The sequence below is a fragment of the Paenibacillus chungangensis genome (assembly GCF_042675905.1).
Classification (GTDB): domain Bacteria; phylum Bacillota; class Bacilli; order Paenibacillales; family Paenibacillaceae; genus Pristimantibacillus; species Pristimantibacillus chungangensis.
Genome location: NZ_JBHTJZ010000030.1, coordinates 1 through 21,149, shown reverse-complemented (window position 1 = coordinate 21,149; position 21,149 = coordinate 1). Strand labels below are relative to the sequence as shown.

At 49.5% G+C, this 21,149-nt stretch carries 16 protein-coding genes and 12 tRNA genes; 4 read left to right on the top strand and 24 right to left on the bottom strand.

From position 1 onward, the window contains the following. Positions 1-146 precede the first annotated feature (146 nt). From ACFQ2I_RS16995 to ACFQ2I_RS16920, 16 genes are all read right to left on the bottom strand, one after another. The gene (locus ACFQ2I_RS16995) at positions 147-788 is read right to left on the bottom strand and encodes a zf-HC2 domain-containing protein (RefSeq protein WP_377566273.1); all 642 of its coding nucleotides are present in this window, start codon (positions 786-788) and stop codon (positions 147-149) included. A 111-nt stretch (positions 789-899) separates the two neighbouring features. Next, positions 900-1,466 carry an RNA polymerase sigma factor SigW gene (gene sigW / locus ACFQ2I_RS16990; protein ID WP_377566271.1) on the bottom strand — a complete coding sequence of 189 codons (567 nt, stop codon included), beginning with the start codon at positions 1,464-1,466 and terminating at the stop codon, positions 900-902. Between the two features lie 195 nt (positions 1,467-1,661). Next, complete coding sequence (locus ACFQ2I_RS16985; protein ID WP_377566269.1) at positions 1,662-2,138, bottom strand: S1C family serine protease; 477 nt, start codon at positions 2,136-2,138, stop codon at positions 1,662-1,664. A 35-nt stretch (positions 2,139-2,173) separates the two neighbouring features. Next, positions 2,174-2,719 carry a hypothetical protein gene (locus tag ACFQ2I_RS16980; RefSeq protein WP_377566267.1) on the bottom strand — a complete coding sequence of 182 codons (546 nt, stop codon included), beginning with the start codon at positions 2,717-2,719 and terminating at the stop codon, positions 2,174-2,176. Between the two features lie 112 nt (positions 2,720-2,831). Beyond that, positions 2,832-3,326 carry a hypothetical protein gene (locus ACFQ2I_RS16975; RefSeq protein ID WP_377566265.1) on the bottom strand — a complete coding sequence of 165 codons (495 nt, stop codon included), beginning with the start codon at positions 3,324-3,326 and terminating at the stop codon, positions 2,832-2,834. A 161-nt stretch (positions 3,327-3,487) separates the two neighbouring features. Further along, entirely contained in the window at positions 3,488-6,286 is a 2,799-nt protein-coding gene (gene ppc / locus ACFQ2I_RS16970; protein WP_377566263.1) for a phosphoenolpyruvate carboxylase, read from the bottom strand. Positions 6,287-6,524: 238 nt separating this feature from the next. Continuing rightward, positions 6,525-8,858 carry a helix-turn-helix domain-containing protein gene (locus ACFQ2I_RS16965; protein WP_377566261.1) on the bottom strand — a complete coding sequence of 778 codons (2,334 nt, stop codon included), beginning with the start codon at positions 8,856-8,858 and terminating at the stop codon, positions 6,525-6,527. Between the two features lie 69 nt (positions 8,859-8,927). Continuing rightward, positions 8,928-10,454 carry an extracellular solute-binding protein gene (locus ACFQ2I_RS16960; protein ID WP_377566259.1) on the bottom strand — a complete coding sequence of 509 codons (1,527 nt, stop codon included), beginning with the start codon at positions 10,452-10,454 and terminating at the stop codon, positions 8,928-8,930. 115 nt (positions 10,455-10,569) lie between these two features. Then, positions 10,570-11,448, bottom strand: a complete 879-nt coding sequence (locus ACFQ2I_RS16955) for a carbohydrate ABC transporter permease (RefSeq protein ID WP_377566257.1) — start codon at positions 11,446-11,448, stop codon at positions 10,570-10,572. Position 11,449: 1 nt separating this feature from the next. After that, positions 11,450-12,409, bottom strand: coding sequence for an ABC transporter permease (locus ACFQ2I_RS16950; protein ID WP_377566255.1), 960 nt, complete (start codon positions 12,407-12,409; stop codon positions 11,450-11,452). 19 nt (positions 12,410-12,428) lie between these two features. Beyond that, the gene (locus tag ACFQ2I_RS16945; RefSeq protein WP_377566253.1) at positions 12,429-14,345 is read right to left on the bottom strand and encodes a hypothetical protein; all 1,917 of its coding nucleotides are present in this window, start codon (positions 14,343-14,345) and stop codon (positions 12,429-12,431) included. A 415-nt stretch (positions 14,346-14,760) separates the two neighbouring features. Continuing rightward, positions 14,761-14,834: transfer RNA gene (locus ACFQ2I_RS16940), tRNA-Gly, on the bottom strand. Between the two features lie 8 nt (positions 14,835-14,842). Then, positions 14,843-14,919 (bottom strand) — tRNA-Pro (locus ACFQ2I_RS16935). A 21-nt stretch (positions 14,920-14,940) separates the two neighbouring features. Continuing rightward, a tRNA-Arg gene (locus ACFQ2I_RS16930) sits at positions 14,941-15,017 on the bottom strand. An 8-nt stretch (positions 15,018-15,025) separates the two neighbouring features. Beyond that, positions 15,026-15,100, bottom strand: a tRNA-Gly gene (locus ACFQ2I_RS16925). 149 nt (positions 15,101-15,249) lie between these two features. Continuing rightward, positions 15,250-16,095 (bottom strand): ABC transporter ATP-binding protein, encoded by an 846-nt coding sequence (locus tag ACFQ2I_RS16920; protein ID WP_377566251.1) that lies wholly within the window; start codon positions 16,093-16,095, stop codon positions 15,250-15,252. Positions 16,096-16,663: 568 nt separating this feature from the next. Between ACFQ2I_RS16920 and ACFQ2I_RS16915 the strand changes: the two genes are divergently transcribed. Both ACFQ2I_RS16915 and ACFQ2I_RS16910 read left to right on the top strand, forming a co-directional pair. Further along, positions 16,664-17,701, top strand: a complete 1,038-nt coding sequence (locus ACFQ2I_RS16915) for a LacI family DNA-binding transcriptional regulator (protein WP_377566249.1) — start codon at positions 16,664-16,666, stop codon at positions 17,699-17,701. A 138-nt stretch (positions 17,702-17,839) separates the two neighbouring features. Then, complete coding sequence (locus ACFQ2I_RS16910; RefSeq protein ID WP_377566247.1) at positions 17,840-18,601, top strand: glucosamine-6-phosphate deaminase; 762 nt, start codon at positions 17,840-17,842, stop codon at positions 18,599-18,601. Between the two features lie 127 nt (positions 18,602-18,728). On the opposite strand, the gene ACFQ2I_RS16905 is transcribed toward ACFQ2I_RS16910, so the two are convergent. Beyond that, positions 18,729-18,813, bottom strand: a tRNA-Leu gene (locus ACFQ2I_RS16905). A gap of 613 nt (positions 18,814-19,426) precedes the next feature. Here ACFQ2I_RS16905 and ACFQ2I_RS16900 point away from each other — a divergent pair. Continuing rightward, a complete protein-coding gene (locus ACFQ2I_RS16900) occupies positions 19,427-19,714 on the top strand; it encodes an integrase catalytic domain-containing protein (protein WP_377566245.1) in 288 nt (95 codons plus the stop codon). Positions 19,715-19,876: 162 nt separating this feature from the next. Continuing rightward, the gene (locus tag ACFQ2I_RS16895) at positions 19,877-20,110 is read left to right on the top strand and encodes a hypothetical protein (protein ID WP_377566243.1); all 234 of its coding nucleotides are present in this window, start codon (positions 19,877-19,879) and stop codon (positions 20,108-20,110) included. A 221-nt stretch (positions 20,111-20,331) separates the two neighbouring features. Here the strand turns inward: ACFQ2I_RS16895 and ACFQ2I_RS16890 are convergent. From ACFQ2I_RS16890 to ACFQ2I_RS16860, 7 genes are all read right to left on the bottom strand, one after another. After that, positions 20,332-20,416: transfer RNA gene (locus ACFQ2I_RS16890), tRNA-Leu, on the bottom strand. Between the two features lie 20 nt (positions 20,417-20,436). Next, positions 20,437-20,512: transfer RNA gene (locus tag ACFQ2I_RS16885), tRNA-Lys, on the bottom strand. Between the two features lie 9 nt (positions 20,513-20,521). Then, positions 20,522-20,596, bottom strand: a tRNA-Gln gene (locus ACFQ2I_RS16880). Positions 20,597-20,605: 9 nt separating this feature from the next. Then, a tRNA-Val gene (locus ACFQ2I_RS16875) sits at positions 20,606-20,681 on the bottom strand. Positions 20,682-20,686: 5 nt separating this feature from the next. Then, positions 20,687-20,761 (bottom strand) — tRNA-Glu (locus ACFQ2I_RS16870). Between the two features lie 53 nt (positions 20,762-20,814). After that, a tRNA-Thr gene (locus ACFQ2I_RS16865) sits at positions 20,815-20,890 on the bottom strand. A gap of 4 nt (positions 20,891-20,894) precedes the next feature. After that, positions 20,895-20,970 (bottom strand) — tRNA-Asn (locus ACFQ2I_RS16860). Positions 20,971-21,149: the final 179 nt, after the last annotated feature.

Below are 21,149 nucleotides of genomic sequence, written 5' to 3'. Positions count from 1 at the left end.
ACCGCAGTTCACATGAATGCTCTCAAGTATGTCTTAACCTTATTGTTTTCTATATGTGCCTCTTAAAATCCTTTAAATAGAAAAGAAATTTACAAATCTTAATGTGGTAAAAAAAATGCTTCCCCTGCGGAAGGGAAGCCATTCGTTCAATGATCCAATGCGCTGCCGAGCGTTGATGTCACTTTATACCAAAACCAATCAAGAGCTTGATCGATGGTCCGGCTTTGTCCCGCGATATGCCCCGTAGAAGCCAGCACCATGGAGCCGTCTATGACGGTTACGTCGCCGCTCACAGCACCTTCCACTTCTATTATGCCATTCTCCACGGTTAAATTGCCAGTCACTTCGACTCCGGCGGGTACAATTACTTTATTGCCGTCTATAACCACATGCTGCAAATCCTCGCCCGAGACGACCATCTGCGTGCTCTGATCCCAGGAAGCGAATACGCTGCCCAGCATAACCAGAAGGAATACCGCTGCCGCCGTAAGGCCTGGATAACGGTAGATCATTCTGATCAAGCCGCTTCTCTTCCTGTTCTTTACAGGGGGAAGTTGCTGCATGATTCTCTGCTTCAGCTCCGCAGAAGCTTGTTCATCATAAACTTTTGCGGGCCTGACCGCTTCCAGGGCATGCATGACAGCCGCATCCGCCTTCTCCAATTCAGAAAATCTGGCTCGGCATTCCGGGCACTGATTCATATGTGCTTGTAAGACGGCAACCTCATCGCGAGTGGAATCACCGTCCAAATAGTGATGAATCTTGCTGATGGCGACTTTGCATTCCATAGCAGCCATTCCTTTCTTTCCAAATACTGAGTATACACTTAGGTTCGAAACTCGATATAGGATACGTGCTTGAACGAAGGATGTTTCATTTTTTTATAATTGCGATTCTTATTACAATCGATATTCCAGCTTCTTACGTAAAAATTCACGCCCGCGATGCACACGCGTCTTGATCGTCGTCACCGGCATGCCCAAAATATCGCCGACTTCCTGCAGCGACATATCGTGAATATATCGCAAAATCATAACCGACTTGTACTTGGGGGGCAACGATGCGATCGCTTCATGAATAATACGCTGTGTATCGGACAGAATCAATTCCGATTCCGGTGTCCGATTATCGCTAGGAATCATGGAGTATCCATCCAGTCCTTCGTATTCGCTGGATTCCGCATCCAATGAGTAGGTGGGTTTGCGCTTGCGCAATCGGTCTATACACAGATTGGTCGCAATACGATAGATCCAAGTCGAAAACTTCAACGAATCATCAAATGATTCCAAATTTTTGTATACGCGAAGAAAGGTGTCCTGTACGACATCTTCCGATTCCTGGCGGTTGTTCAGCATTCTGTATGCCATATGGAAAAGCTTGTCTCGGTATAAATCCACAAGCTCTTCGAAGGCCCGCATATCGCCTTTGAGCGCCAATCTTGCGAGCTGATTTTCTATAACATTCACTTCATGATTCCTCCAAACCTAGCACTCGTCCGTAGCACCCGTGAACCTTTAAGAAAATGGTAATCGACTCGCGCATAAAAAGCAAGGAAATATGACAAAACATGCGAGAAGACACGCCCATGCTGGGCACGTCATCAAGAAAGAGCTCACGCACAAGACGTCAGCTCTTCTCTATAACTTGTCCGGGTGAATCGGTTACATCATCTTGCTGCTGTATTGCTGCATCAATTCCTTGACGACCGACGTCGGAATGGCAAAGCCAATCCCTTGCGCCTCGGCATTGACGGCTGTGTTGATGCCTACAACTTCTCCGGCGCTATTGAGCAGAGGACCTCCGGAATTACCGGGATTAATGGAGGCATCCGTCTGCAACATATGCTCTTGTATCCGGACGCCATCTTCATCCTGAATCGTAATAGGACGTTCCTTCGCACTCAGTACGCCGATCGTTAGCGTACCGTCATAGCCGTAAGGATTACCGATGGCAAGTACCCAGTCACCAATATGGACTTGATCGGAATCTCCAAGCTGCAACGCATGGAACTTGCCGCCACTCGAGCTACTTACCTTGAGCAGCGCCAAGTCTTGCTCCTGACTGCTCCATAATACTTCGCCTCGCAACTGTTCATCCTGACCATGCACTGATACCATCACCTGCTGCGCATCGGCCACGACATGCTGGTTCGTCAGAATATAGCCGTCCTCGTCTACGAAGAAGCCTGTCCCTTCCCCATTCTTAACAAGCTCCCCTCACGCTCGACTATTCCGCCTCCGAAGAAGTAACCAAGCATGTCACTCTCCGTCATACGGGCGCGGTTCATTGTCTTGTAAGATTCGATCTTCACCACACCGGGCAAAGCCTCTTCATATACCGCGGACAAATTCGACTTGGCCTGCACAGGCGCGGAAGCCATCTGCAAGCCTGTATCCTCATTGTAACCGCTGCTCTCCTCCTGTCCGTTGGCCCCTCTGCCGCCAGTGGCGCCCGTGAACAAATTACTGCGATCCGATGCGAAGGCAAAGCCTCCGAATACGATGGCTCCCGCCAGGAAGGCGGCGAATAGAGATACGGAGGAATTCCTTTTCCTTTTGTTCATCTGACGCTGCTGACCCAATTCACGGTAATAGGCTTGGAAGAGCGGCTTTCCCGTTGGCTTGATCAACTCGTCATTCCATGAATGATGACTATCATTGCTGCCATATTGATTATAGTTTTGGTTAGAATCAGTCGTTTTATTAGTGTAGTTGTTCATAAGTTTGTATCCTCCTTATCCTCAGGTGACGATAATGTTCTTGTTCGTCGATTGGATACTTCTATCATGAAGGACACAGCTTAAAGCAACATTAAGCCCATTTAAAAAAACATTAAGCAAAAAACGCCTGACGGCGTCTGTTTATTACACTCTTCAGCTCGCATAACCTTTTCGGCGCTCCAATGTTGGCTGCATACACTGCAGGCACGCTCGCTCGCGATTCCGCCAACTTAGTGTTGGCTGCATACACTGCAGGCGCGCTGGCACGCGATTCCGCCAACTTAGTGTCGGCTGCATACATTGCAGGCACGCTGGCACGCGATTCCGCCAACTTAGTGTCGGCTGCATACACTGCAGGCACGCTCGCTCGCGATTCCGCCAACTTAGTGTCGGCTGCATACACTGCAGGCACGCTCGCTCGCGATTCCGCCAACTTAGTGTTGGCTGCATACACTGCAGGCGCGCTGGCACGCGATTCCGCCAACTTAGTGTTGGCTGCATACACTGCAGGCGCGCTGGCACGCGATTCCGCCAACTTAGTGTCGGCTGCATACATTGCAGGCACGCTCGCTCGCGATTCCGCCAACTTAGTGTTGGCTGCATACACTAAAAGGTGCACTCGCACGCACCATTTCGACGCTCCAGTGAGGAATCTCCTAACTCCTACACTCCCCGGCCCGCACCAATCAATCCAATGGCTTTCTAGTATGCAGCCTCAAAACAAACAACCAGCCACAGCAAACGCCGTGACTGGTTCATATCGTGCAGTTAGCCTGTATTCCTCAGACCTGCCGCAATGCCGTTAATAGTAAGCAGCACTTCACGCAACAGCTCCTGATCGTCTTCGTCGTTCGCACGCAATGCCCGCAGCTCTGTCAGCAGTTGTACTTGCAAGTAGCTAAGCGGGTCTACATAAGGATTGCGCAGTCGAATCGACTCCTGAATGACCGGTACATTGTCCAGAATCTCTACTTGGCCCGTAATGCTCAGAATCATCTCCGAGGTCAGCTTGTACTCTCGCTCGATCTGGCTGAAGATGCGGTCGCGGATAGTACCATCCGTAATCATACCCGCATATTCCTTCGAGATATGCAGATCCGCCTTGGCAAGTGCCATCTGTAAGTTGTCGATCAGAGTCCGGAAGAACGGGAATCCGGCATACATCTCGCGCAGCGTCTCCAGCTTCACGGAATCACCGCCGACAAATTGCTGCAGAGCTGTGCCTGCCGCATACCATGCCGGTAGCAGATAACGGCTTTGCGTCCAGGCGAATACCCATGGTATGGCGCGCAAGTCTTCGAAGCGATCGCTGTTCTTCCGCTTGGAAGGACGAGAGCCGATATTCAGCTCGCCCACCTCAGGCAGCGGCGTAGACTCCTTGAAGAATACCAGGAAGTCGGGATCGCGGAAGATGAGGTCCTGGTACTTCTTCAGCGCCGTCTCCGAGATCGACTTCGCAATCTCTTCCCACTGCGCATCTACGGCCAGCTCCTCCTGCGGCATCTTGGCCAGACGTGCAGCCGTAATCAGCGCCCATGTCGCCTGTTCCAGGCTGCGGTAAGCAATGCCTTGCATGGAGTAACGGGATGAGAGTACCTCGCCTTGCTCCGTAATCTTGATGCCGCCGCCGATCGTATGAGGCGGCTGTGCCAGAATGCTGCGGTTCAACGGCATCCCGCCGCGTCCCAGCGCTCCGCCGCGTCCATGGAAGAACTTCAGCTTCACGCCGTATTCGTTGCCCGCCGCCGTAATATCGTTCAGTGCGACACGCAGCTCCCAGTTCGCCGTCACCACTCCGCCGTCCTTGTTGCTGTCGGAGTAGCCCAGCATAATCTCGTGCATATTGCCTCTGGCTTCCGTCGCCTTGCGATAGACAGGCAGCTCGAACAATTGCTTCATAATGCCAGGCGCCGCATGAAGGTCGTCGACCGTCTCGAATAGCGGTACGGACTGCAGCGTACAGCTGACCGTGCCGTCTACCTCTTGACGGAATAAGCCGACCTCCTTGGCCAACACCATGACTTCCAGCATATCGCTTGCCGCTTCAGTCATGCTGATCAGATAGCTGGAGATGCAGCCGGTGCCGAATTCCTGCTGCGCGCTGTAAATCGTCTGGAATACATCCAGGCATTCGCGCGTCGATTCCGAGTAGTCCAGGTGACCGGACGTCAGCGGACGAGGGTCCTCCAGCAGCTTGCCCAACAGCCCTGTCTTCTCCTCCTCGGACAATGCCGCGTAATCTTCCACGATATGCATCTTCGCCAATATCTCCGCCATGGCGTTCTCATGCTCCTGGCTGTGCTGACGAACGTCCAGCGTCATGAGATGGAAGCCGAACAGTTCCACTTGACGGACAAGCTTGGCCAGATACGTCTCCGATACATAGTCTGCATAATGATGGCGCAGACTGCGATCGATGATAAGAATGTCCTCGCGGAACTCGCCAGGATGGTTATAACGCATCGGAGAGCCCTTCAATGACTCATTCGAAATATTCGCCAGCTTCTCCAGCATGAAGCCCAGCTTCACGCGATACGGCTCCTTCGTGTTGCGCCACAGCTCGACGCACTTCAATTGGACATGCTCGCGGTCGCGCTGAATGGAATTCTTCAGTTCGTTCGTGACTTCGACCAAGTTCGTGCTGAAGCTCAGCAGCTCCATCAGCTCATGCAATTGCTCTTCGTACTTGCGGATGGCAAGCTGACGGTGCAGCACCAGCGTCTCCCATGTCACCTTCGCCGTTACGGACGGATTGCCGTCGCGGTCGCCGCCGATCCACGAGCCGAAGCGCAAGTAATCCGGCACATGCCAATTCTCGTCCGGATAATACTTGTTCAGACAATGCTCAAGCTCCTCGTACACGCTAGGCAGCACGTCGAATAAAGTCTCATCGAAGTAATAAAGGCCGTTCCTGACCTCGTCGATTACGGTCGGCTTGCGATCGCGCAGCTCGTCCGTCTGCCATAAGATCAGCACTTCGTTAAGCAGCTTGTCCTTCAGCTTCTCCCGCTCGCGGTACGTAAGCGTCGGGTTGTCGAGCTCCATCACATCCTCCGCTATACGCTTATGGATGTCCAGCACCACACGCCGTGTCGCTTCCGTCGGATGGGCCGTCATGATCAGCTCCAGGGAAATATCCTTCAAAATTTCGCGTACAGCCTCTATTGCTATCCCGCGTTCCTTCAAATCCTTAATGGCGCTCTCAATGGAGCCGCGCTGCACTTCTTCCCCTGCCATCACCTCATAGTCGCGCTTACGCCTAATGCGATGGTTCTGCTCGGCAATATTAACCAGTTGAAAGTAGATAGCGAATGCTCGGATGACCTGATGACGAATCTCGGGGTTTAGCGAAGCTATCGTGTCTTTGAATTGCTGGAACTGCTCGGGGACGAAATCCGCGCGCAGAGATTTGCTTTGTTCGCGAATCCCCTCGACAATATCCAGGAGCTCGCGTCCACCCTGATGGACGAGCACTTCGCCAAGAATGTTGCCCAGAAAGCGCACGTCGCGTCTTAGCAAATTGTTCGTTCCTGTCCGGCTCGTTGTTGATACAGTTTGTTCAGACATACGGTTCCTCCTACAATATCTGTACAGCAAACTCACATGAAAGCATTTGCATCCACAATTGTATGCCATGCACCTACTATTACGTTGTAAGATCACTCTCAGTTTTTCGTCTATTTGCTTCTAACTATCATACTACAAAATGGCATGAGGTTGAAGCCCTACAACACAATCTGTTTGCTCTTAACTGAGCTCGCGGCGCTTCGTTTCACGAACGGGCTGCAATATTATACTCTCAGATTTACTCTTCTTCTTTCTGAGCTGCGCCTGTAGCATTCCTTTTATGAAGAGACCTATACTCGCCGGGCGGCATGCCGTTCATCTTTTTGAACACCCGTATGAAATTTTGCGGATTGTTGTAGCATAGACGTTCTGAGATTTGAGCGATCTTCAGGTCGGTATCTACGAGCATGGCGCGCGCTTTTTTCATACGGAAGGAAATCAGATAGTCACTGAAGGTAAGACCTACCTCGTCTTTGAAAATTTGGCTGAACAGGGACGGTGGCATCTCGCACAGCTCGGCCATCATAGGCTGGGAAAGCTCTTCGCCATAATGACGTTCGATATGACGCAAGACACGCTGAATACTCTTATTGTTATTATCGTTGCGGCAAGACTTGATATGACGGGACATGACCAGGAAGATCTCCTCTTGCATCCATTTCAATATGTCGGATATGGTATGCCATTCGTTCACGCGTTCATACGGGTTATAGGGGTACAGAGAGGGCCCCTGATCAGGGTCCAACTCATACAGCTCCCGCAAAGCCCTGGAGATCAACTGCATAAAACTCATGCGAACGCGATCGGCTGACAAACCTTCCGTTCGTGTAAGCTTGGTTCCGAATTGCTGTAGCAGCTCGGTAATTTGCTCTTCGTTGCCCAATTTCACTTGCAGCATAAGCTGCTGCTCCAGCTCATAAGGGTAGCTGAAGCTAGGGCTGCCGCTGCTAGGTTCCACCTGATCGACGGAGATGACTTTTCCGGCACCGACGATCAGCTTGTACTGCACGGCGTGATAAGCTTCATTCAAGGAATGCCGCATTTCCTGTATGCCTTCATGGCAGCGCCCAACGCCAATTGTCGTTTTGAATTTCAGCATATCCGTCACAACCGTATTTATTTGCTCAGCCAGCCGGAAAGTTTCGACCTTGTTCTTGATCGGGGACTCTTCCTCGCCATGGTTGACAATAAGCGCCAGTTGCTGGGATCGCAGCTTGACGACAACACCCGGGGCAACGGTTTCCAGCAGCTCTTCCGCAATATTTTTAACTCCATACAGCAGAAGGTTGACATCCTGCTCGCTTAACCCTTCGATCAATTCCAGTTCGATGCACATGACGGTATAATAAGGACTCCTTTGCGGGAGACCATAATATTCGAATTTCTCTTCAACGTCTGAGATTATCGCCGTCTCGGTCAGCATTTGCCGAACGAAGCTTGCCGCAAGCTCCGGCTTCGATCTCTCTACTTGCTCGTTCAATGATTGGTTGAGCTCATGAAGCGACTCCATATAATACTTGATCAGGCTCATTTCATCCCGCTTCTCGAGCGTGAGAGGCAGTCGGACCTGCTTGCCCCGAATAAAATCGACAATGCTGTTAATAACCTGATAAAAATGTTTGGATAATAACAAACTGATCAACAAACTGACAGCGATTAGGGTCAGACACAGCAGCAAAGTCACGTTTTTAACCTTATCAAGCTGATGCGACAGCTCGTGGACAGGTATGACGGATATGTACTTCCATCCGTTATAGGGAGACTTCACATAATTAATGAGCATGCTCTGCCCGTCAATTTGGTCGATATAAGACCCTTCCGGCTCCGAGTTCTGTTGAATCTCTTCAATGAAACCATAGGAACTAAAGTCATCTTGCAGGAGACTTTTTTTCCAATCTGAGAAAACGCTTCCAGAAGTTGTGGCAATAAGCATCTCGCCGCTGGAATCGCGATCGAGCTCACTATACACTTGGAAGAACACCCTGTCCGTCAATTTGACGATGATATAGCCGAGAGATTGTTCTGTCCGGACCGGAATCTGTCGAACATAAGTGATGTTTTTAAAATCACCGCGGGTCATGGGCTTATCAGACAGCTCCACGAACCAGAAGAAGGGCTCGCGATTCGTCTGCAGCTTGTCGCGCAGCTCTTGATTCATGGCGCTGCCTTCCTGCAGCCCCCCGACAACGGACATGACCAGGTCATGTTTGTTCATGTAGATCGAGGCCGATTCCACATTGTCGACAAGCACTTCAATGCTGTTCAGCATAGAGATCGTCTCCTGGTATAGCTTGAAATCATCATGTGGCATGTCCAAGTGCATGAATTTATCCAGTGTGCTTGCGAACAAGTGTTGAATGATCGTTTTGTTTAGGGTAATCAGCTTATCGTCGATTCGCTCTTGGACCTGCTTCATCGCTTCTCTTTTGGCGCGGCCGACTTCGGTCTGCAGGCTGCTGGAAGCAATGGAATAGAAGGCTACGCCAATAATCAATATAGGGATGGTGGAAAGCAAGCAGCCGGCCAGCATAAGCTTCAGCCGATATCTCTTATTAATAGAAAACCATGTCATGAAGATTCACCTGCTTGATTGAATGGTAGCCAAAATGAATAAAGAGGGACGTGAAAGTCCCTCATGCATTTATTGTTGTTGTTCTTTGTACCAGGCATTCACTTCTTCGGTCATTTGCTTGCCGCCTTTATCCAACCACTGCTGCACGTAATCATCGAATGTATCGATCGATTGTTGACCGATTACCATTGCAATGAAGTTTTCCATGGCCAACTTATCCAGATCGGCCTTCTTCTCTTGCATCGTTGGAGTCAGAACGGCAATTGCCGGATTAGATATACCTAGCTGCTCGATGTTTTTCCATTGATCAAGCTGAGCTTGTGCAATTTCTTCAGATGCGCCAGGAGTCGTATAATAGGGGTTGAATTTGTTATGCGCCACTAGATTAATGACCCCGTCCGCTTTAAATTGATCTGTAATAACAGGCTCGCCGTTCACCATGTTGTGGTGCACGCCTTCAATACCTCTTCGTTTGAAATCCAGCGCTTCGCTGGTTGCTTGCCAGTTCAGAACCTCCATGATTTTATCCAGCTTTTCGTCAGATACTTTAGCATTGATGACCCAGTGTCCATAGAAGCCCGCTGATTGCGGCGTCCCTTGCTTGCCTGTCTGGCCAACCGGAGGATCGATCATGATCAACTCCGCTGATGGATTCAATTTTTTGGCATCCGCTACAAATGCACCGTAAGTGGTCACGCCGCCTCCGATCAGAATCCCCATCTTCCCTTGAATAAACTTCTCATTAACTTGCGTATAGTTCGTTACAGGGAAATCCTTGTCCAGCACATTTTGACTGTACAGATCAGCTAACCAGCCAATTGCTTCCTTGCGGCCAGGCGTAATGTCGGCGCTCATCAGCGAGCCGTCCTCCATCAATCTCCAGCCATTGCCTGTATCGAATGCCATCCACAGCTGCTCCAGGAAGAGCAGATTTTCACCCACGCCGATGCCGAATGTATCCGCTTTTCCATTTTGGTCCGGGTCCATCGTCGTGAATTTAATCGCCGTCTCCGCGAATTCTTCTACCGTTTTCGGTATCGGCAGACCCAGGTTATCCAGCCAGTCCTTACGGATATACGTCGCATGTGTTTGAAGCGGACGAGTACGCGGAATGGAATAAAGCTTATTATTGATTTTTACATTTTCGAAAGTTTGCTCGGGTGTTTCCATAATATTGTCATACTTTACAACTACGTTGTCAAGTTCCCGGAAAGCGCCCTGTTTCACGTACTTCACAAGCTCCGGATCCGGATACTGCGTCCATACCATCAGGTCAGGAAGCTCCCCGGAAGCGACGGTAAGGCGAACCTTTTCCAGGTATCCGTTGGCAGGTACGGCAAGCAGATCAAGCTCAATTCCAAATTTTTCCTCCATCCAACTCCACGCTTCACTTCTTTTTGGCGCGTCGCCTGACAGCGGATACATCATACTGATCTTGATTTTATCCTTGCTGCCGCTATCTGGCTGCTCCCCTCCGTCCCCTTTCCCGCTTCCGGATTTGCCGTCATTGCCCGAACCGCTGCAAGCAGCCAGCATGGACATAAGCAAAGTCAGCGTACAAATGGCGATGAGCGACTTTTTAAGTTTGTTTTTCATGTTCGTTAGACCCTCCTAATGATGATTATATCTTCAGCAGCCGGTTACATCGGCAACCTTGCTGCGGCAGATCAAAATGAATTCCGGTACGACTCCGCTTTGAGATCTTTGCAGACTACCCTTTTACCGATCCCAGCATGACCCCTTTGGCAAAGTGCTTTTGCAAGAAGGGATATACGCACAAAATAGGTACAGTCGCTACGACAATGGCCGCCATTTTGATCGTAGTCGGCATCGTCTGAATGCTTTCATTGGCAATAGCCGCTTGAAATTCCTCGATAGAGCCTTGAATGATCATTTGGCGCAAGATGACCTGAATCGGCCATAGATTGGAATCCGTTACGTACATAATTGAAGAGAAGAACTGATTCCAATGCCCAACTGAATAAAACAAGGTGAAGGTCGCCAGCGCCGGCATGGAGAGCGGAAGTACAATCCGGACCAAGGAACCGATATTGCTGCAGCCGTCTATGCGGGCCGACTCATCGAGCGCATCTGGAATGCCCTGAAAAAAGTTTTTGAGAATAATCAAGTTAAAGGCGCTAATACCGGCCGGGATAATGACAGACCAGAATGAATTCAGCAGATCAAGCCACTTTACAACTAGAAAGGTCGGGATCATGCCGCCCGAGAACAGCATCGTGAACAAAACGAGAAAGAGCATGACTGATCGGCCTTTCAATCTTTTCTTGGACAACGGATACGCCATCGTCACTGTCAAAAATAAGTTCACGGCGGTTCCGACGATCGTAATCGCTACTGTGACCCAAAGCGCCTGCGTAAAATGAGAATTCGTCAAAATCATCCGATACGAATCCCATGTCACTTTCTCAGGCCAAAGAATAAGTCCGCCCCTCATGACCTGTTCCAGCGGGGAGAGAGAAACGGCCGCCACATATAAGAACGGCCCCAGCGTGGCCAGCGCGCAAATAATTAAAAGCACATAATTGACGCCATTGAACAGGAGCTCGCCGACATTCGCCGATTTCTTCATATCAGTACACTCCTTCCTCTCCGAATCGCTTGGCCAGTCTATTCGCCAGCACGACCATAATGAGACCGATAACTGATTTGAAAAGGCCGACTGCCGTTGTATAACTGAACTTGCCTCCAACTAAACCTTCTCGGTATACATACGTTTCGAATACATCCCCGACATTGTAGGTCGTTGCGCTGAGCATGAGGAAAATTTGTTCGAATCCGTTGTCAAGCACGTGACCAAGCCGCAAGATAAGCAAAATTAGAATCGTGCTGCGGATCGCTGGCAGCGTAATATGCCATAGCTGCCTCCAGCGGTTGGCTCCGTCTACAACAGCTGCTTCATACAATTGCGGGTCGACTCCCGATAATGCAGCCAGAAAAATAATCGTTCCCCAGCCCGCTTCCTTCCATATGCTCTGCAATACAATCAACGGTCTGAACCATTCCGAGGACGTCAGGAAATTGATTTGATCCCCGCCAAAACGTACAATGTACTCATTTACGACTCCGTCTTGCGTCCCGAGCATCAAATACGTAATGCCAGCTACGACAACCCACGAAATAAAATGCGGCATGTAGACAACTGACTGTATGAAATTTTTAAATACACGCTTCCGAACTTCGTTCAGCATTAAAGCTAATATGATGGGAATCGGGAAAAAGAAAACCAAATTAAGCATGCTCAATATAATGGAATTTCTGAAAATCCGCCAAAAACCGTCATATTGCAACAACGTTTCAAAATGCTGCAAACCTACCCATTCGCTCCCCCAAATGCCTCCGAACGGATTGAAATCCTGAAATGAAATGACGACTCCCCACATCGGCAAATATTTGAACAAGATGAAATACAGCGCTCCGGGCACAAGCAGTAAATACAAATCCCAATCTCTCCACGTTCTCTGCAATCGCAAACGCTTTGGAGAGAGCGACTTATTCTTAGCTGTTGAAGGCATGGCTTGCTCTATCTGCATAAGTAATTCTCTCCTTTGTTCATTCAAAAAGATCGCTTGGTATATCCATGCGGATAAGATCGCTCCCCTTGGCGTAATAAAGCCGTCCAGCATTCGTAATCGTAAAGTTGCCCACTATATCGTCATTCAGCGCTTGAAACTCCAGCGTATCCGGTTGAATCGCGATAAGGCGCCTTCCCAGAGAGGTATACAGAATTCCGTCTGCTCCCCAGCGCAAGTAGATAGGCCTCCATTTGCTGTACTGATAAAGGGTCGGCAAGACGACCTTGCTTTTCACTACCTTGTATGACAGAGATTCCATGGCGAATATGGTTCCGTCAATAGCTCCCCATATCAATCCATCCGGTCCGAGAGATAGATCGCCGATCATAAGCGGAGCCGCATCAATATTGGGAATGTCGGGAACGAATTCCGCTATTTTCCGACGCGCCTTCACATCCCATACAAAAATCCGGGCAGGCCCTTCCGCTGCAGCTGTCCCCAGTCCACCCCATACCGATGTGCCTCCGTACAGTAAACCGTCCTTATACGTCAATCCCAGTATACTTTGGTCTTCGACGATATTCGGGTACGTATCGAGAGCGCCCGTGGCCGTATCGTATACGGCTATCGCGCCGCCTTGCAGACCGTAATCAGGCACCGTTCCGGCGAATACAAGCCCGTCTCCCGACGTCATCGCGAATGGACGGTCTTGCCCATAATCGATCTGACCGATCCACCCTGGATTATGCTCCGGCGACTGCCCGAAGTCCACAGCTCTGCGGGGATCGAATCGATAAAGGTGAGCATGCGTATACGTCCCGTAGTAGGCAACGCCGTCCCAGAATGTTAATCCTTCCGTTTGCGGGAATAGTCCGATACTGAGCTCTATTTCTTTCGTTTGGTCATTATAAATGCTGATCCCGCGCTGATAACCTCCAAGATATAACTTATCGTCCGTTCCCGCTTCCAGACAGGTAATGATTATCGCTTTGGGAGTGATATTCAGTGTTCTGGTCGAGACCTTATTGTCCTTCATGGAGATGAGCGCCAACTCTGCATTCACCGTAACGAGTCCAAGCGTCGGCGGAAGTCCGTCCATCTTGATCCATTGCATCGCCTTGCAACGGCCTGCCGGCAATCCCTCAATCCCGGTCGCAGCCGAGGACTGCGCCTCCATATCCCAATACAACAGCTTGTCTCCATACTTGTAATACAATCGTTCCGGTGCGTAATCATCCGCTGCCGCCAACATATTGTCATAAGGAAACGAATCGATCGGCTGAAGCGTTTCTTTATGGAATACATTCATCGTTATATAATCGCACGATACGAACAGATACTCTCCGATGCTCCATATGCGGTCGACAAAGCCCTGCTCGCCGCTAATCCGGTCCAATACAAGCTCCGATTGCTCTCCGCTCTCGCGGTCAATACGAATGATATACTTATGGCTTCCGATTCCCGCGTAATACCACTTATCATCGATGCCTACGCCGCGTACGTAATCTTCACCCGGTTTTACAATACCGTGGTCTGTGAACGTCTCGGAAGCGATGTCATAAGAATAAAGCTTGGCATTCGGGTATGTGCCACCGGTAATGACACCATCCCGCTCTGCCAGCTGCCAGGTCCAATTCCCTGAGGGATTGCTACCTAAAGTCCGCAAGCCATCGGAGGAATAACGATAGAGCGTACTGTCATTTACTCCTGAGAAGTACACATCGCCGGATTGAGCCGTACAGATGCCCCATACGCAATCGGTGTTCGGAATTTCTTGACGGAATAGAAGCTCGCCCGTGAAGAGATCGAACTCATGGAATACTGCAGTTGCCCCATTGCTTACAAAGCATATAGAATACCGCTGGTCAGCGTCGTACTTAAAGGAAGCGCCTTGACCGAAGCTTGAGTGAATCATGGGTCCGAGATTTATGGATTGAATGGGACTCCTAGACACGGTAACCCCCCTCGCTTTCCAAGTTGTCGATAAGCAAAGTGTAGCTCAGCGAAAGCGGATAAAGAAATAATCACCTCATCTGATAACTGAAAAAAAGGAGAAGAAAAAGCGAAAAACAGCGTCAATTCAAGCGTTACGGGGACTTTTCACGCGAGGTATCATCTCATATGATAACTCTTTCGGACGCGCCGAAGAGAGCAACACTCTGCATAATGGAGTCGCTGCTCTGCCTTCTACTAGACGGCAAACGGAAATAAGGCCGGTTGCCGCCAGGAAAGTCTCGGGGTAATCAAAGGGATGACACGATGAATGCGCGCTCATGTCGAAGCACCAATGGCTTGAAGTCTATAATGATGTCGAAAAAGAGAAAACAAAAAAAGCCTTGCTGCGCAAGGCTTTCGGGCTCTTAAGTAACTGGAGCGGGTGATGGGAATCGAACCCACGCTATTAGCTTGGAAGGCTAAAGTTCTACCATTGAACTACACCCGCATATGAAGTGGTCGGGACGACACGATTTGAACATGCGACCCCCTGGTCCCAAACCAGGTGCTCTACCAAGCTGAGCTACGTCCCGAGAAAAGCATATTAGAAAAAGTGGCGCGGCCTAAGAGATTCGAACTCCTGACCTTTTGATTCGTAGTCAAACGCTCTATCCAGCTGAGCTAAGGCCGCAAATAGTATGGAGCGGAAGACGGGAATCGAACCCGCGACCCTCGCCTTGGCAAGGCGATGCTCTACCGCTGAGCCACTTCCGCATTTTATCACTTGTCAGCCACATCATCAGTGCAGCAGCGACAAGTAATAATATATCACCTGGCGAATGAAATTGCAAGTCCTTTTTAAAAAAAATTGTCTTGGCTAAAGTATGCGCCAATTGGGCAGGTTTTAGAACGTTGTCTCCATTCTAAGCAAGCTTGCGTTGTCGCTCTGCCCCTTGCTCGCTCATCACTTTATCGGCTGCAGACTGCCCTGCCAGCGCGAACGGCAGACATAATGGCACGCCTGTACGAGGGTCCGGCACAATGTCCGCTTCAATGTTGAACACTTCACGCATCGTCTCCGGCGTAACGACCTCGATCGGCGAGCCTTCGGCCTTCACGGTGCCCGATTTGATCGCCACCATATGATGAGCATATCGTGTCGCATGATTCAGATCGTGGACGACCATTACGACGGTACGATTGTTGATCTCATTCAGCTTCTGCAGTAAATGAAGCACCTCTAACTGATGAGCCATATCCAGGAACGTAGTTGGCTCGTCAAGGAACAAGATATCTGTCTCCTGAGCCAGTGCCATGGCAATCCAAGCACGCTGCCGTTGGCCTCCCGACAACTGATCGACTGCTCGATCCGCGAACTCCGTCATGCCCGTTGCTTCAATCGCCCACTGCACCACTTTGCGATCTTCTTTGCTCATAGAGCCGAAGCCCTTCTGGTAAGGGAAGCGGCCATAAGAGACAAGTTCAGCCACCGTCAGTCCGTCTGGAGCGGTCGGGTTCTGAGGCAGGATCGCCAGCTGCTTCGCCACTTCCTTCGTCGATTGCTTATGGATCGATCTCCCATCCAGCAGCACACTGCCTTTGGCCGGATTTATAATGCGGGCCATCGTCTTCAGGATTGTTGATTTGCCGGAGCCATTGGCTCCTACCAATGCGGTTATTTTCCCTTGCGGAATAGCCACATTCAAATCTTGTACAATCATTCGGTCATCATAGCCAATATCAAGCCCGGATGTTTGCAATCTGATCATGTTGTCCAATCACGCTCCCTTCACTCGAAATGATAATTATTTTCACACCCAACCTTAATGATAATCTTTCTCAATACATCTGTCAATATTCATCGCCCTCCGAAACTTCCAACTTCCAAACAACGTATAATCATTTAATTCAATTTATTTCCAGAAAGGGGATGATAACCATTCGATATAAGCTCCACATTTTCTTTAGCCTCGTATGCATTCTGTTGCCGATAGCCGCCACTATTTATGGCATATGGGACAGCAAGCAACCCAAAGTAGGCCCCATCGGCAATGGTCCCTACCCTTTTGAGCCGCCTCTCTCCTTCATTTTTTGCTTCATTACAGGAGTCCTTAATTTCCCTCTTGCCATCATTCAATACAGGAAACACAAGAAGGGGCAGAAGAAAAACGATGATGAATAGCGGTTAACCTGGAATGACAACTATCTAGCTTCGTGATCAGAGCGTGAAGATGTTTCTGTCAGCAGGCAACATCTTCACAATGTTGTGGTAAAATGAAAGCATGCATTCTACGAGTGATCGTATCGGAGTACAGAAAGAAGGAGACTGAACGGACGATGAACAAACCAGCAACCATTTATGATATCGCCAAGCACGTCAATGCCTCGCCCGCAACCGTATCCCGGGTGCTCAGCAATAGCAATTATCCCGTACGGCCAGCCTTGGCAGAGAAAATACGGAAAGCAGCCAAGGAACTGAACTATACTCCAAACAGTATTGGACGGCAGTTAAAAACGAATAAAACGTCCACGATCGGCGTCATCATCCCCTCCATTACGAATCCATTCTATGCTGCAGTCGTCTCCGGTATAGAAGAGACCGCGAGCGAGCAGGGTTACCAGGTGCTTCTGTGCAACTCTCAAAACGACCCCGAGCTGGAACTGCAGCATCTGAGAAATTTGCAGGAGAATCAAGTAAAAGGCGTCATCCTCTCCTCCATTATTGATAAAAATGACGCACTGCAGCAATATTTGAGCCGTGGCTACAAAGTCGTGACCATCGACCAAAACCACCCCGATATCAACACCTGCCGGATCAACTTTGATTACATCAAAGGGGGGGCTATCATCGCAGCGCATCTGCTGGAGCAAGGCCACCGCGATATTGCTTTCCTGTCAGCGCCGCTTGATCGTCCTAGCCGTCAACTCATCTACCAGGGTTACGCAGAGGCGCTTCACATACACGAAGTCGAGATGGACCAAAGCAGAGTGCTTATCTCTTCTCCGACAGATGCGGGTAAGCCTATCTCGGAATTTCAGCAAGGCAAGCAATTAACTCGCCAACTGCTGCAGTCGAAGCCTTGGCCGACGGCCATATTAGCAAGTAACGATATGCTTGCCTTCGGTGTGATGAATGAATTGATTAACCATGGTATACGCGTACCGGAAGAAATGTCCGTTGTCGGCTTCGATAATCTGGAGTTCGCCGAGATCGTAGCTCCCGCCTTAACGACTATCGAGCAACCCAAACAAGAGATGGGGGCAATCGCCTGCCGGATGCTGATCGACCTTCTTAACAACGCTGACAATCAACCAGGTGAAATCATGCTGCAGCCCCAGCTCGTGGAGAGAAAATCTGTCCATTCACTCATCTAGCATTAATTTTCACATCTCATCTTGTGCCGAAAGGATATCCATGGTATCCTTTCAGTAATCGATTTCAGAAATCGATTTCTAATATAAAATGTAAAGAGTTGTTTATTTCTACTGATTATTTTTAAAGGAGTGAATTTTTTGCAAATCCATATTTATCAAGATGCCGACACGATAGGCAAGCAAGCAGCCGCAGATGCTGCAGCATGGGTGAATGCATGCATTCAGGAGAAGGGGAGAGCTAGAATTGTTCTTTCCACCGGCGCATCGCAATTTCCCTTCTTCGAGCATTTCGTGCAACAACCGATCGATTGGGCTGCTGTCGAGATGTTTCATCTCGATGAATACATCGGACTATCCGATTCCCATGTGGCAAGCTTTCGCAAGTATTTGAAGGAACGCTTCACATCGCGTGTTCCCTTGGGCAAAGCTCACTTCGTCGATGGAGACAGCGGTGATGTAGCACTAAGCTTAAGCAGACTGGAGCAGCTTATTGCGGAAGCGCCTCTGGACCTGGGGCTTATCGGCATCGGCGAGAATGCTCACATCGCTTTTAACGATCCACCCGCGGACTTCTCGGCTCGTACAGCATACAGAGTCGTGGATCTCGATGACGACTGCAAAGCACAGCAAGTACGCGAGGGCTGGTTCCGTGATCTCGACGATGTACCGAAGCAGGCCATCTCCATGACTGTACGTGGCATTATGAGCTGCAGCAAAATCATCTCCGTCGTTCCCCACGAGGTAAAAGCCAATGCGATTAAGCGAACGCTGGAAAGCGATCTGACCAACCTTATTCCGGCCACAATGCTGAAGACACATGCCAATTGGTCTTTATACTTGGATCATGCATCGGCCTCTCTGCTTCCAATCCGTCTGGCAACGGCAACAAAGACAGTGTAGCTCACTGCCTCTACCTCAATGAATAAAGGAACCGTCAGAGATCACGCCACTCTGGCGGTTCACCTTTTTATAAAACACAGAAAAGCCTTCAGATCATCGCAGATCTAAAGGCTGTCATAAGTGTGGGTGGTGCGCGTAGAGGGACTTGAACCCCCACGTCGTGAAACGCCAGATCCTAAGTCTGGTGCGTCTGCCAATTCCGCCATACGCGCTTATTGTGTTCAGATTTATAATATACACCATTTCGAAGAATAAAGCAAGTACTCGCAATAACTCATGTAAAATCTAACTTAAAGGATATCGGCTCACTCATATCAAAATATAACCGAGGGGATGTTGAGTGAGCATGTCTATGCACAGCCGAAAAGAGTAGATGAAGATAATGACAGATCGTTATCGAAAAGCAAAGAATCGAAATGAAAACTCCATCATTATTGACGAAATCGTAAGCGTGACCGCATTCAATCGCAAGTATGTGTTACAGCAGCTGAACGGCTTACTGAAGCCGCCAATGCCTCATTCCCATAGGTGTAAACCGCTCATGTATCGAGAAGCGACACCAGCCATTCAAACCGTCTGGCGAGCCCTGGGTTACCCCTGTGCTGAACGATTGCATCCGGTTTTGCTCGAGATGGCCGACAAATTAGCTGGACACGGTCATCTATCTCTAACACCGCTCGTTCGTTCTCAGCTAGCTAGCATCAGCCGTCCCACACTTGGGAGAAGACTGGCTAAGTGGAGTAGCGAGAAGCCGACAGGCAAGTCGACACACTCTGTTAAATCGTTCTCCAGGCTACGCGCTGAAATCCCTGTTCAGCGCTACGATTGGGACGAGAAGCGCCCGGGGCACTCGAGATCGATTTGGTCGAACATAACGGCGGCTCTTCTCAGGGCCTATATGCCTATACGCTGACCGTTGTGGATATCGTAACCGGCTACAGCCGCCGCAGGGCCGTCCCTAACCGTAGTCAGGCTGCTGTCTTCCAAGCCATTGAATACATTTTGCATGGATGGCCTATGAAGCCGTGGGGAATTCATTCCGACAATGGCTCCGAGTTTATGAGCAACCATCTCCGGCGCTATTGCCAAAAAGAGGAACTCGCGTTCACCTGAAGTCGGCCCTACCGTAAAAATGACAATGCCCATGCTGAGCAAAAGAACCGTCAATACGTCCGCGAGGTCGTTGGTTACGAGCGGTACGGGACACCTCAAGAGATAGAGTGGCTGAACGCTGTCTACACCTGTCTCGACGAGTACGCTAATCTGTTTCTCCCCATGCGTAAGATCATCTCTAAATCACGTATTAATGGCAAAGTACGCAAAGGCTATGATACCGCACAAACGCCTATCCAACGCCTCATTGACAAAGGTGTTTTGGGGACAACTGTCATCGCAAGGATTCAAGCCAACAAAGAAAATCTTGATCCACTACGCCTTCATGAGCACTCAGAAAAGCTTATCCAAGATGGACCTGCACTTTACACACAGGTGGATAACTCTGCTGGGTGAGTCTCCTCCCCAGCAGCCCCACCTAGTTGTTTCGTCATAGCTCTATAGTTAGATTTTTAAATGAGTGATCCACTGTTGTTCGGTTAGATTTTTATTTAAGTTGACACGGTACTCATTTAGATAGTGGAATAAACCATTCCAATTGTAACAAAACTCAATTCACTCTACTACAGTATAAATGCATGCAAAAAACCCTTCTACACGAAGGGTTTTCTCATGAATGGTGCGCGTAGAGGGACTTGAACCCCCACGTCGTGAAACGCTAGATCCTAAGTCTAGTGCGTCTGCCAATTCCGCCATACGCGCGCTTGAGTGTTGCAAAAAACTGGTGAGCCATGAAGGACTCGAACCTTCGACACCCTGATTAAAAGTCAGGTGCTCTACCAACTGAGCTAATGGCTCATGATGAAATGGCTGGGGATATAGGATTCGAACCTATGCATGACGGAGTCAAAGTCCGTTGCCTTACCGCTTGGCTAATCCCCAGCAGAATCATGGTGGAGGATGACGGGATCGAACCGCCGACCCTCTGCTTGTAAGGCAGATGCTCTCCCAGCTGAGCTAATCCTCCATGAATGGTGACCCGTAGGGGATTCGAACCCCTGTTACCTCCGTGAAAGGGAGGTGTCTTAACCCCTTGACCAACGGGCCTTATTAAGTATGCTTGCTTGTCTGCCTAGTTAGAACATCGTGCGAAGTAAAGCTGGAGCTCTCAACCGGGATCGAACCGGTGACCTCATCCTTACCATGGATGCACTCTACCTACTGAGCTATGAGAGCAAGATGGCTCCCCGAACAGGACTCGAACCTGTGACAACACGGTTAACAGCCGTGTGCTCTACCAACTGAGCTATCAGGGAATAACAGTTTTTCGCAGATTCTGCTTCTCGACTCGCATCAGAAAAGACTGAACCATGCAATTGATGTTCAAGGCTTGCACCCTGAAAACTGGATACGAAAGTTGCTTACTTACTTTAGCTGGTTGCTCCCGATTCATATCGGAAAGCAGATAGGATAAGCCCTCGACCGATTAGTATTC

Bases quoted from the DNA above. Each gene is read 5' to 3' on its own strand.
- ppc (WP_377566263.1), bottom strand. From the start codon at position 6,286: ATGTCTGAACAAACTGTATCAACAACGAGCCGGACAGGAACGAACAAT.
- ACFQ2I_RS16995 (WP_377566273.1), bottom strand. From the start codon at position 788: ATGGAATGCAAAGTCGCCATCAGCAAGATTCATCACTATTTGGACGGT.
- ACFQ2I_RS16980 (WP_377566267.1), bottom strand. From the start codon at position 2,719: ATGAACAACTACACTAATAAAACGACTGATTCTAACCAAAACTATAAT.
- ACFQ2I_RS16920 (WP_377566251.1), bottom strand. From the start codon at position 16,095: ATGATCAGATTGCAAACATCCGGGCTTGATATTGGCTATGATGACCGA.
- ACFQ2I_RS16965 (WP_377566261.1), bottom strand. From the start codon at position 8,858: ATGACATGGTTTTCTATTAATAAGAGATATCGGCTGAAGCTTATGCTG.
- ACFQ2I_RS16955 (WP_377566257.1), bottom strand. From the start codon at position 11,448: ATGAAGAAATCGGCGAATGTCGGCGAGCTCCTGTTCAATGGCGTCAAT.
- ACFQ2I_RS16915 (WP_377566249.1), top strand. From the start codon at position 16,664: ATGAACAAACCAGCAACCATTTATGATATCGCCAAGCACGTCAATGCC.
- ACFQ2I_RS16950 (WP_377566255.1), bottom strand. From the start codon at position 12,409: ATGCAGATAGAGCAAGCCATGCCTTCAACAGCTAAGAATAAGTCGCTC.
- ACFQ2I_RS16895 (WP_377566243.1), top strand. From the start codon at position 19,877: ATGCGTAAGATCATCTCTAAATCACGTATTAATGGCAAAGTACGCAAA.
- ACFQ2I_RS16960 (WP_377566259.1), bottom strand. From the start codon at position 10,454: ATGAAAAACAAACTTAAAAAGTCGCTCATCGCCATTTGTACGCTGACT.